The sequence below is a fragment of the Nocardia transvalensis genome (genome assembly GCF_015477765.1).
GTDB classification, from domain to species: Bacteria; Actinomycetota; Actinomycetes; order Mycobacteriales; family Mycobacteriaceae; genus Nocardia; species Nocardia transvalensis_A.
The window spans coordinates 346527-358534 of record NZ_JADLQQ010000004.1 but is presented as its reverse complement, the minus strand read 5'-3'; the positions used below and the strand labels follow the sequence as shown (position 1 = coordinate 358534).

Below are 12008 nucleotides of genomic sequence, written 5' to 3'. Positions count from 1 at the left end.
TCGACAATCCGACAATAGACAATCTGCGAGAGGTCGGATCACCATGACGGCGCTTTCCCCCGTTCTCAAACAGGCCACTCCGATCACCGTCGACCACGGCGAGGGCTGCTACCTCTACGCGACCGACGGCCGCCGCTACCTCGACTTCACCGCCGGTATCGGCGTCACCAGCACCGGTCACTGCCACCCCCGGGTCGTCGAGGCCGCCCGCGCCCAGGTCGGCAGCCTGATCCACGGCCAGTACACGACCGTGATGCACCGGCCGCTGCTCGCACTCACCGAACGACTCGGCGAGGTGCTGCCGGACGGGCTGGATTCGGTCTTCTTCTCCAACTCGGGCAGCGAGGCGATCGAGGCCGCGCTGCGCCTGGCCCGTCAGGCCACCGGGCGGCCGAATGTCATTGTGTTCCATGGCGGTTTCCACGGCCGCACGGTCGCCGCGGCCACCATGACGACCTCGGGCACGCGATTCTCCGCCGGATTCAGCCCGCTCATGGCAGGAGTGCACGTCGCGCCGTTCCCCACCGCCTACCGCTACGGCTGGAGCGAGGAGCAGGCCACCGACTTCGCGCTGCGCGAATTGGACTATCTGCTGACCACCCTCAGCGCGCCCGCCGAGACGGCCGCATTCTTCGTCGAGCCGGTGCTCGGCGAGGGTGGGTACATCCCAGGCAACACCCGCTTCTTCGAGGGATTGCGCGAGCGGGCGGACGCGCACGGCATCCTGCTGGTCTTCGACGAGATCCAGACCGGATTCGGCCGGACCGGAAAGTTCTTCGGCCACCAGCATTTCGGTGTGCGACCGGATGTCATCACCATCGCCAAGGGACTGGCCAGCGGATTCCCCCTGTCGGGCATCGCGGCCTCGCGCGAGTTGATGGCCAAGGCGTGGCCGGGTTCGCAGGGCGGCACGTACGGCGGCAATGCCGTCGCCTGCGCCGCCGCCCTGGCGACGATCGAGGTGATCGAATCCGAAGGGCTGGTGGACAATGCCGCCGCCCGGGGCCGTCAGCTGCTCGAGGGCGTGCGGGCCCGCGCGACCAAGGCGATCGGCGACGTCCGCGGCCTGGGCCTCATGGTCGGCGCCGAATTCACCACCGCGACAGGAGAACCCGACACCGAGACAGCGGCGGCCGCGCAGCGGCTCGCGGTGGACAAGGGCCTGCTCCTGCTGACCTGCGGCGCCTATAGCAATGTGGTCCGCATGATTCCACCGCTCGTCGTGACCGGCGACCAGATCGAGGAGGCACTCGGCATCTGGTCGGCCGTGCTCGACGAACTGTAATCCGCCCCAGGAGGTTTCGATGCCCCGCTACATCACGATCACCCTGACCAAGGCCGGGGTGAGCTGCCGTGCCCGCCTGCTGGACGCCGAGGCCCCCCGCACCTGCGACGCGGTGTGGGACGCCCTCCCCCAGGAGGGCGACGCCTTCCACGCCAAATACGCCCGCAACGAGGTCTACACCCTGCTGCCCCGCATCACCGCCGCCCCGCATCGCGAAAATCCCACGGTCACACCGATTCCCGGGGACGTCTGCCTGTTCGACTTCGAACCGTGGGAAATCGGCAACCCGGCCTACGGCTACGAGCCCGGCTCGGCGGCCCACCACGCCCAGGGCGCCACCGACCTGGCCCTGTTCTACGGCCGCAACAATCTCCTGATCAACGGCGACCTCGGCTGGGTTCCGGGCAGCGTCTTCGCCACCATCGAGGAGGGCCTCGCCGACATCGCCACCGCCTGCAACAATCTGTGGCTGCGCGGCGTCGAGGGCGAAACCCTCGCCTTCGCCCGCGCCGACTGACACCACCCGCCTGACCTCGTAGGTCCCGGCCAAAAGCACGCCGGGACCTACGAGGTCAGGGGGTCACGGTCGCGCCGGGGAATTCCGGGTAGATCGACACCTGCGGCCGCGCCCGGGCCCATACGCGCACCTCGGGACCGATCGGCCCGTAGAGCTCGGCGGAAACCATCTCCGCACACTCCCCCACCCGCGCCAGCAACTGCGCCCCACGCTCGTTGTGCGCCATCGCCGCGGCCGAGTCGACATACTCCTCGATCACCAGATAGCTACCGGTCCCAGCGGAAAACCACCGATAATTGACCGTCCCAGGCTCCTCGAGAGCCTGCGCCCGCAGCCCGAGCGCAGCCTCCTCGAACTCGTCCTGCCGCCCGTCCCGTACATCGAACCGCGCCCGCACGAAGAAACTCATCCCACCATTCGATCAGGGCGGCGGTAACCGGGGAACACCGGCCCCGACGACGGGCCTATTTCGACTCACAATGGTTCGCACCAATCACTAAGTAACGCAGGGTCTTTTCCATATGGCAGCGCCGAATCCCTTCTCCCAGTAGGGGTTTCGGTGCGCTGTGACGAAGATTACAGTTATGGCTGTCTGCGGGCCGTTTGTTCGGAATATCGCGAGGAATCCATGTTCAAGAAGTTTGGCGCGCTCAGCGCTGCCGTTTTCGCTTTCGTTTTACCTTTTTCGTGGTCACAGGCTTCCGGGGCGCCGGCGCGCGACCCGATGCCCACGCCACCCGACAAGATCGTCATCGACGTGGTGACCGTCAACGGGTCCGGGTGCCCGCAGGGCACTGCGGCCGTGGCGGTTTCGCCCGACAATACGGCCTTCACGGTCACCTACAGCGAGTACACCGCGCAGGTGGGGGTGGGGTCCACGCCGACCGATTTCCGGAAGAACTGTCAGCTGAACCTGAATGTTCATGTGCCACAAGGCTTCACCTATGGGATAGCCCAGGCCGACTATCGCGGATTCGCGCATCTGGAATCGGGTGCGACCGCCCTGGAGCGGGCTCGGTACTACTTCCAGGGCAACTCACCGACCGAGTTCATCGATCACACGTTCAAAGGTCCCTTCAACGACGACTGGCAAGTGACCGACAAGACCGAGGTCGGGGCGATCGTCTTCAAGCCCTGCGGCGAATTCCGCAACTTCAACATCAATACCCAGTTGCGGGTGGACGCCGGTACGTCGGACCCGAAGAAGACCACCAGCTTCATCACGATGGATTCCACGGACGGCAGCATCAAGACCACCTACCACTTCGCCTGGAAGAAGTGCTGAGCGCACGACGATAGCCACGGCGAGACCGATACCGACCCCATCGCCCCCGCGGTGGGGTCGGCGTCTGTCCGGGGTGTCGGACTTGCGAGAATGAGCCGGGCAATTTGCCCATCGGTAACCTCGGCACGATAGAACAACCGACGAATTGGGGGCGACAGGAAAGGCGGACAGGACGTGATGCTCGGTTCCGAGCTATCCGAGGTGTCGGCACCTCTGCTGCGATCCCTCGACACGCCCCCGCCCCGCACCCTCGTCGACATCCTCGCCGCCACCGCCCGAGCCCACCCCGACGCACCCGCCATCGACGACGGCGTCGAGATCCTCGGATACGGCGAACTGCTCGCCGAGATCGAGGAAACCGCGGACCGGCTGCGGGCGGCCGGAGTACGGGCCGGCGACCGGGTCGGCATCCGCATCCCGTCCGGGACCAGCGAGCTGTACGTGGCCATCCTGGCCGTGCTGCACGCCGGTGCCGCCTACGTTCCGGTCGACGCCGACGATCCCGAGGAGCGCGCCCGGCTGGTCTTCGGCGAGGCCGGGATCTGCGCGATCGTCACCGCCGACGGCATCTCGGCGGTCGGCACCGGGACCGGCGCGGGAGCCACGCGCGGGCCGCGGCCGCAGGACGACGCGTGGATCATCTTCACCTCCGGATCCACCGGCACCCCCAAAGGCGTGGCGGTGACCCATCGCAATGCCGCCGCCTTCGTCGACGCGGAGGCGCGACTGTTCCTGCGCGACAACCCGATCGGCCCCGGCGACCGGGTCCTGGCCGGGCTGTCGGTCGCCTTCGACGCCTCCTGCGAGGAGATGTGGCTGGCCTGGCGGCACGGCGCCTGCCTGGTCCCCGCGCCGCGCGCCCTGGTGCGCAGCGGAATGGATCTGGGGCCGTGGCTGATGCGCCGCGGCATCAGCATCGTCTCGACCGTGCCCACCCTGGCCGCCATGTGGCCCGCGGAGGCCCTGGAATCGGTGCGGCTGCTGATCTTCGGCGGGGAGGCGGTGCCGCCCGAACTCGCCGAACGCCCCGCCGGAACCGGTGAGCGCGAGGTGTGGAACACCTACGGCCCCACCGAGGCCACCGTCGTCGCCTGCGCCGCCCGGTTGACCGGCGAGGGCCCGGTCCGGATCGGGCTTCCGCTCGACGGCTGGGATCTGGCCGTGGTCGATCCGGCCGGAAATCCGGTGGGCGAGGGCGAATCCGGGGAACTGGTGATCGGCGGCGTCGGCCTGGCCCGCTATCTGGATCCGGCCAAGGACGCCGAAAAATATGCCCCGATGCCGTCGCTGGGCTGGGAGCGGGCCTACCGCAGCGGCGATCTGGTCCGCAACGACAGCGCCGGTCTGATCTTCCTCGGCCGTGCCGACGATCAGGTCAAGATCGGCGGCCGCCGCATCGAACTCGGCGAACTCGACAATGCGCTGCAACATCTGCCCGGCGTCACCGCCGCGGCCGCCGCCGTGCGAACCACCAAGGCGGGCAACAAGATTCTCGTCGGCTACCTCGCCACCACCGATCCCGGCTTCGACGTGCAGCACGCCCGCACCCTGCTCGCCGACAGCCTGCCCGCGCCCTTGGTGCCACGCCTGGCGGTGCTCGACGAATTGCCCACGCGCACCTCGGGAAAGGTCGACCGGGACGCGCTGCCGTGGCCGCTGCCGGGCGCCGAATCCGAACCCGCCCACGGCCTCACCGGCACGGCGTCGTGGGTGGCCGGACTGTGGCATTCGATCCTGGGCGCCGACATCACCGGCCCCGATGCGGACTTCTTCGATCTCGGCGGTGGTTCGCTGGCGGCCGCCCAGCTGGTGACCGCGCTGCGCGAGCGCTTTCCGCAGGTCACCGTCGCCGACCTCTACGACCGTCCGCGCCTGGGTGCGCTGGCCGACCTGCTCGACGCGGCCGCACCCGCCGCCGCGGTCGAACCGCGCATTGTCGCGCCCACGCCGCGGACCGCCCAGTGGGCGCAGGTGCTGGCGCTGGTACCACTGACCACGCTGACCGGACTGCAGTGGCTGACCTGGCTCGGGATCGTCACCAATATCGCGAGCTGGTCCGGTGCGCTGCCGTGGATGCCCGGCCTGTCGTGGTGGTGGGCGCTGACCGGCTTCGTGCTGTTCATCTCGCCGCCGGGCCGCATGGCGATCTGCGTGGCCGGAGCGCGGCTGCTGTTGCACGGGGTGCGGCCCGGCCGCTATCCCCGCGGCGGCTCGGTGCATCTGAGGCTGTGGGCCGCGGTGCGGCTGTCGGAGGCCAGCGGCGCCGAAAACCTCTCCGGCGCACCGTGGATGGTGCCGTTCGCCCGCGCGCTGGGCGCTCGCGTCGGCAAGGGCGTCGACCTGCACACGCTGCCGCCGGTGACCGGCATGCTCGAACTGGGCGACGGATGCAGCATCGAGCCGGAGGTCGATCTGGCGGGCTACTGGATCGATGGCGACATCGTCCACATCGGCCCGATCCGCATCGGCGCCGGAGCGGTCGTCGGCTCGCGCTCGACGCTGCTGCCGGGTGCGGTGGTCGGGAAGAGCGCGGTGGTCGCGCCGGGTTCGGCGGTGTTCGGCAAGGTGAAGGCGGGCCAGGAGTGGGCCGGTTCACCGGCGGTGAAGGTCGGTAAGGCCGACTATCCGTGGCCGTCGTCGACCCCGCCCCGCGCGGCCGGATGGGTGGCGGTCTTCGGGATCACCTCCATGATCCTGGCGGCCCTGCCCGTCCTCGGTCTGGCCGCGGGCGGGGCGCTGATCGCCTGGTGGATCCGCGCCGACCGCACCCTGCCTACGGCCCTCGCGCACGCCTTCGCCATCCTGCCGCTCGCGACCGTGGTGAGCCTGGCCGTGTTCGCCGCGCTCACGGTGGTGGCGATCCGGCTGCTGAGCCTCGGACTGCGCGAGGGCTACCATCCCGTGCGCAGCCGCATCGGCTGGCAGGCGTGGGCCACCGAACGCTTGATGGATTCCGCGCGTACCTTCCTGTTCCCGCTGTATGCCAGCCTGTTGACCCCGCTGTGGTTGCGGCTGCTCGGCGCCCAGGTCGGCAAGGGTGTCGAGGCGTCGACCGTGTTGCTGCTGCCGAAGTTCACCACCGTCGCCGACGGCGCCTTCCTGGCCGACGACACCTTGATCGCCAGTTATGAACTGGGCGGCGGCTGGATGCGCATCGGCGGCGCGAAGGTCGGCAAGCGGGCGTTCCTGGGCAATTCGGGGATGACCGCACCCGGTCGCCGGGTACCGAAGAACGGCCTGGTGGCGGTGCTGTCGGCCGCACCGGAGAAGGCCAAGGCGGGCTCGTCGTGGCTGGGCAGCCCGCCGGTTAGGTTGCGGCGCAAGGCCGGTGAGTCCGACACCGCGCGCACCTTCGATCCGCCGCTGCGGTTGAAGCTGGCCCGCGCCGTCGTCGAGACCTGCCGCTTGATTCCGGTCATGGTCACCTTCGGCATCGGGCTGGGCGTGCTGTTCACCCTGGCGCGGCTGGCCGAGGTCACCGGCTATTGGTTCGCAGCGCTGCTGTCGGGCGTGGTTCTGCTCACGGCGGGCGTGCTGGCCGGATTGTGCGCGGTGGCCGCGAAATGGGCGATGGTCGGGCGCATCGGCCGCGAAGAGCATCCGCTGTGGAGCTCGTTCGTCTGGCGCAACGAAGTGTCCGACGCCTTCGTGGAAACCGTTGCGGCGCCGTGGTTCGCGCGCGCCGCGACCGGCACCGCGGTGATGAACATCTGGCTGCGCGGGCTGGGGGCGCGGATCGGGCGCGGGGTGTGGTGCGAATCGTATTGGCTGCCCGAGGCCGACCTGGTGACCCTCGGCGACGGAGCCACCGTGGAACGCGGCTGCGTTGTGCAGACGCATCTGTTCCATGATCGGATCATGGCCATGGACACGGTGACTCTGGACGCGGGCGCCACGCTCGGCCCGCACTGCGTGGCGCTGCCCGCCGCCCGGATCGGGGCCGGTGCGACGGTCGGACCGGCGTCGCTGGTGATGCGCGGGGACACCGTTCCGCCCTCGACGCGCTGGTGGGGCAACCCGATCGCGCCGTGGCCGGAGACGGAGGCCCGGCGCCGATGATCGACAAATTCTACGAGGAGCCGATCGACGAGTACCTGCCGCAGAACGGCAACCGCGGCTATCGGGTGTCGCGCTACGAACTGGACCTCGAGTACAAGGTCGCGAGCAACCGGCTCGCGGGCCGGGCCTCGATCACCGCGGTCACCACGGCGGTGCGGCCGCGGTTCTCGCTGGATCTGTCCCAATCCCTCAGTGTGTCCAAGGTTTTCGTCAACGGCACCAAGGCCGCGAAGTATTCGCATCAGCGCGGCAAGCTGACCGTCACCCCGGCACAGCACATTCCGGCGGGCGCCGTGCTCGCGATCGTCGTCCACTACGCCGGAACGCCCAAACCGATACGCGGGCCGTGGGGTGAAATCGGCTGGGAGGAGCTGACCGACGGTGCGCTGGTTGCCGGTCAACCCAACGGTGCGGCCTCCTGGTTCCCCTGCGACGATCACCCCAGCTCCAAAGCGAGCTACCGGATTTCGATCACCACCGACTCGCCGTACTACGCCGTGGCCAACGGCGTGCTGACGCACAAGCGGGCCAAGGCGAGCCAGACGACCTGGGTGTACGAACAGGCCGAGCCGATGTCCAGCTACCTGGCGACCGTGCAGATCGGCCCCTATCAGAAGTATCGGATCGACCCGGCCCCGCACGGCGACCGCGTGCCGATGCAGGCGGTGCTGCCGTCGCGGCTGCGCGCCCGCTTCGACCACGATTTCGCCCGCCAGCCGCAGATGATGGCCGAATTTCAGCGGCGGTTCGGGCCGTACCCCTTCGAGGGCTACACGGTGGTGGTGACCGACGACGATCTCGAGATTCCGCTGGAGGCACAGGGACTGTCGATCTTCGGCGCCAATCACTGCGACGGTGAGCGCGGCGCCGAACGCCTGATCGCCCACGAGCTGGCGCATCAGTGGTTCGGCAACAGCCTCACCGTGCGGCAGTGGCGCGATATCTGGTTGCACGAGGGCTTCGCCTGCTACGCCGAATGGATCTGGTCCGAGGCCTCCGGTGGCCCCACCGCCGACGCGATGGCCCGCATCGCTCACCAGAAACTTTCCCGATCACCGCAGGACATCCTGGTCGGCGACCCCGGGGCAGGGTCGATGTTCGACGACCGCGTCTATAAGCGCGGCGCCCTCACCCTGCACGCGCTGCGGCTGACCGTGGGTGACACGACATTCTTTGCCCTGCTCCAGGATTGGGCCACCCGCCATCGCCACGGCACCGTCAGCACCGAAGACTTCGCCGATCTGGCGTCGCACTACAGCGACACTCCCCTGCGCCCGCTGTGGGACGCTTGGGTGTACTCCCTCCCCCTACCCGAGCTTCCTCCGGCCTGACCGCGGCCACTCAGTCCTCGGCATCGCGCACGAGCAGGGCGATCTGCACCCGGTTGTCGACCGCGAGCTTGGTGAGCAGCCTGCTGGTGTGGGATTTCACCGTCGCGATGCTGACATGCAGATGCTCGGCGATCTCGGCATTGGACATGCCCTGCGCGATAGCACGCGCGGTCTCCAGTTCACGCTCGGTGAGCGTGGCCAGGGCCGCGCGGGCGGCACCGCGGTCGCTCCGGCGTTCGTCGGAGGGGCCCTGCGCGGTGGCCGCGGCGATCAATCGCGTTGTGACACTGGGCGAAAGCATCGGAAGCCCGGCGGCCGCGCCCTTGATCGCGGCGACGAGTTCCGGGGGCGGAGTGTCCTTCAGGAGAAATCCGTGAGCACCGATTCGCAGCGCCTGCAGCACCATGTCATCGGTGTCGAAGGTCGTGAGCACGACGATGCGCGGCGGGGTGGGCCAGGTGAGGATTTCGGCGGTCGCGCTCAGGCCGTCCCGAACGGGCATCCGGATATCCATCAGCACGACGTCGGGGTGCTGCTCCCGGACCACGTCGACGGCGCTGTTCCCCTCGGCCGCCTCCCCGACGACCGCCAGCCCGGCGTCGCCCTCGATGATGAGGGTGAGCGCCATGCGGACGAGTCGATCGTCGTCGACGAGCACGACGCGGATCGGAGATCGGTCAGCGGCCATCAGGTGCTCGCCTCCGAGGCTCGAGCGGGCCAGGGCAGGCCGGCATGCAACCGGAAGCCGCCGTCCGGGTCGGGACCGAACGACAGTGTGCCCCCGGCCAACTCGACGCGTTCGGTGAGACCGAGCAGGCCGAAACCCGAGGTGGGCGCCGCCGAGGCGGCACGGGTGGCTCCGGAATCGCGAACGGTGACCTGCAATCCCTGTCCCGCCGAACCGCCGACGCCGACCCACACGGTCGCACCCGGCGCATGTTTGCCGACATTGGTGAGCCCCTCCTGAACGACCCGGTACGCGGTGCGCGCACTGGTGACGGGCGGCTCCCCGATCGTGCTGTCGTCGAAGGTGACCACCAGACCGGAGGCCCGCGCATCGGCCACCAGCGTAGGCAGCGTGCCGAGCGAGGGCTGCGGCGGCTCCGGCCGGTCGTCGTCGGTGAGCCGGTCGGAGCGCAGCACGCCAAGTATGTCGCGCAGTTCCTCCAGCGCCTGATGGGAGCTGTCGGCGATACTCTTCGCGATGGTCGTGACCTGCTCGGTTTCCAGATCGGTGCGGTAACCGAGCGCTCCGGCCTGCATGGCGATCAGCGAGATCCGGTGCGCGAGCACATCGTGCATCTCGCGGGCGATCCGATGCCGCTCCAGAATTCTGGCCTCGGCGGCGCGCGCGACCTGCTCGCGTTCGGCGATCTCCGCACGCTGCTGCAGCGACGACACCGTTTCGCGCCGGGCACCGACCGCGAAACCCACCGCGACCACCGCGCAGACGGCGAGGGTGGTGACCGCCAGCAGATACCAGAACGAGTCCTGCCCTTCCCGTTTCGGGTACAGGCTGTCGGTCAGCAGGCCGGTGATCACGCAGACCACGGCCATCGGGACGGTCTCGCCATAGCGCCGCCGGGTGGCCAGCGAACACAGTGCCAGCAGCGCGGCGCCGTTGGCCAGGGCCGAGGCGGAGGAGGCGACATTCACGATCGCGGTGATCGCCAGCGGGTAGCGCCGGCGCAGCATCACCAGCGCCAGGCACACCACGGCGATGAGCGGGTCTGCGACGAACAGCCAGACCAGTGTCATGCCACCGGTTCCCGGTGGCAGCTTGCCCGCATTGATCAGCCAGACGCCCACCCCGATCAGCGCGGCCGCCAGCAGCCGCCAGCCCTGTTGCCATACTCCCAGGGCGGCCGGGTCGCGGGCCCTATCGCGCGAGCGCATCCCAGAGGTCCAGATGATGTCCACTCCTCGAGTCGATCGGTGCGATTCCGCCCGCACCGGGCGCGAGGCCCAGGGTGAACGGCGTCGTCCCGTTCGTGGCGAACGGCTTCCAGCCGGGCAGTCCGGGTCCGTTGGGGTCGCCCGTGCGGGCGAAGTTCGTCCAGTACGCGATCATCGCATCCGACAGTTCCGCCTGCTCCGGTGTCAACACGCCCGGCTCGGGGAACAGGGAGGCGATCTCGGAGCCGTGAAATGCCCCGGGTATCGCCGGGTCGACTCCGAACTCCCGGGCGAGTTCGGCGGGCGGGTGCGGGTCGGCGAACTCGTAGTTGTAGACGGTGGTGCGCCGCGATATCAGGTCGGCGGCGACAGCGCTGGGCCACGTCCACAGGCGATCGGTGGACAGAGCGCTCCATGCCCGCGGGACAGTGCCGTAGCCGCTCGCGGAGTATTCCTCGGCGACTCGGGACGCGTTGTCGCCGAATGCCTCCCGGAGTCGTCTCGTGTAGTCCTCCTGAGTCATGGGCAGGGAGGCTCTGCTGAGTTCCTCGTCGCGAGTGTTCCCGATCATGACCGGCACGTCGGCGAACCGTCCGGCGCGCAGCGATGCGGCGGGATTCTCCGGGAGAACCGAACTGCCGAACACCGGGCTGATCACGCTCTCGTGGAGGGGCATGAGTGCCTCGGCGGGCAACGCCCGCAGGCATTTCAGCGGATCAGGGGCATCGCCGCAGCCGATGTTCGCCGACGAGAGAAGGTGTTTGTGGTATTGCTCGACGACGTCCTGCGCGAGGTAGACCGACGGGATTTCGACGCCCTCGACGGCGATGCCCTTCGGGGAGCTCATCATGCAGGAGCCGCTCTGGACGATGGCGCGATGGAACAGCCCCTCGGCCGCGGGCGAGGTGAGCAGGGCACAGGTGCTGTACGCGCCCGCGGATTGGCCGAACAGCGTGACATTGCCGGGATCGCCGCCGAAGGCCGAGATATTCCGGCGGACCCATCGCAGCGCGGCGACCTGGTCCTGCGCGGCGAAACTTCCGGACTCGGGCAATCCGGGATAGCCGAAGTATCCGAGTGCTCCGAGACGATAATTCACGGTCACGACCACGACGTCGCCGCGGACGGCGAGCCGCCGCGCATTCATCTCGTCGCCGGAACCGCTGTGAAACCCACCGCCGTGCAATTCCACCATGACCGGCTTGGGCCGTTTCGGTGCCGCGCCGTTCGGTGCGGTGACATTGAGATACAGACAATCCTCGCCCCCGATGATGCGCGAGCCGGGCCCCTTGTCGAACTGCATGCATCTCGGGCCCGGTGCATGCGCGTTGCGGGTGCCCGACCACGACGCCGCAGGCTCGGGGGCTCGCCAACGCAGCTCGCCGACCGGTGGCGCGGCATACGGAATCCCCTGGAAGAGCCGATAATCCGCGGTGCGGTCACCCTCGAGCACGCCGGTATCGACCCGGACCTCGGCACGGTCGTCGTCCACTACGGCCGTACACGCGGTCAGCCCGGCGGCAATCAGTACGACCGATATCAGCTTCGATTTCCGATTCACGACAGCATCATGCGCGGTCGGGACCGCACGATACATGCTGCCCGAGAATGGTTTCCACTGACTCGAGTCGCAAC

9 protein-coding genes are annotated in these 12008 nt (G+C 68.8%); 5 read left to right on the top strand and 4 right to left on the bottom strand.

Annotated features, from left to right (window positions below; all coding sequences use genetic code 11):
• Positions 1–43: 43 nt before the first annotated feature.
• The gene (locus tag IU452_RS13350) at positions 44–1285 is read left to right on the top strand and encodes an aspartate aminotransferase family protein (RefSeq protein WP_195109313.1); all 1242 of its coding nucleotides are present in this window, start codon (positions 44–46) and stop codon (positions 1283–1285) included.
• 19 nt (positions 1286–1304) lie between these two features.
• A complete protein-coding gene (locus tag IU452_RS13345) occupies positions 1305–1802 on the top strand; it encodes a DUF3830 family protein (RefSeq protein WP_195109312.1) in 498 nt (165 codons plus the stop codon).
• A 55-nt stretch (positions 1803–1857) separates the two neighbouring features.
• Here the strand turns inward: IU452_RS13345 and IU452_RS13340 are convergent, their stop codons facing one another.
• On the bottom strand, positions 1858–2211 hold the full coding sequence (locus tag IU452_RS13340; RefSeq protein ID WP_195109311.1) for a putative quinol monooxygenase: 354 nt from the start codon (positions 2209–2211) through the stop codon (positions 1858–1860).
• Positions 2212–2361: 150 nt separating this feature from the next.
• On the opposite strand from IU452_RS13340, the gene IU452_RS13335 reads away from it, so the two are divergent.
• The 3 genes from IU452_RS13335 (at position 2362) to IU452_RS13325 (ending at position 8477) form a co-directional block, all read left to right on the top strand.
• Positions 2362–3087, top strand: a complete 726-nt coding sequence (locus IU452_RS13335) for a DUF4360 domain-containing protein (RefSeq protein ID WP_324192597.1) — start codon at positions 2362–2364, stop codon at positions 3085–3087.
• Positions 3088–3264: 177 nt separating this feature from the next.
• Positions 3265–7146, top strand: a complete 3882-nt coding sequence (locus IU452_RS13330; RefSeq protein WP_195109628.1) for a Pls/PosA family non-ribosomal peptide synthetase — start codon at positions 3265–3267, stop codon at positions 7144–7146.
• Positions 7143–8477, top strand: a complete 1335-nt coding sequence (locus IU452_RS13325; protein ID WP_195109310.1) for a M1 family metallopeptidase — start codon at positions 7143–7145, stop codon at positions 8475–8477. Before IU452_RS13330 ends, IU452_RS13325 begins: the two co-directional genes overlap by 4 nt.
• 10 nt (positions 8478–8487) lie before the next feature.
• On the opposite strand, the gene IU452_RS13320 is transcribed toward IU452_RS13325, so the two are convergent.
• The 3 genes from IU452_RS13320 to IU452_RS13310 are packed head-to-tail and all read right to left on the bottom strand — an operon-like array spanning position 8488 to position 11934.
• Positions 8488–9165 carry a response regulator gene (locus tag IU452_RS13320; protein WP_195109309.1) on the bottom strand — a complete coding sequence of 226 codons (678 nt, stop codon included), beginning with the start codon at positions 9163–9165 and terminating at the stop codon, positions 8488–8490.
• Positions 9165–10397 (bottom strand): sensor histidine kinase, encoded by a 1233-nt coding sequence (locus IU452_RS38130; protein ID WP_324192596.1) that lies wholly within the window; start codon positions 10395–10397, stop codon positions 9165–9167. The genes IU452_RS13320 and IU452_RS38130 overlap by 1 nt, the downstream gene beginning before the upstream one ends.
• A complete protein-coding gene (locus IU452_RS13310; RefSeq protein ID WP_324192595.1) occupies positions 10357–11934 on the bottom strand; it encodes a carboxylesterase/lipase family protein in 1578 nt (525 codons plus the stop codon). The genes IU452_RS38130 and IU452_RS13310 overlap by 41 nt, the downstream gene beginning before the upstream one ends.
• Between the last annotated feature and the right edge of the window lie 74 nt (positions 11935–12008).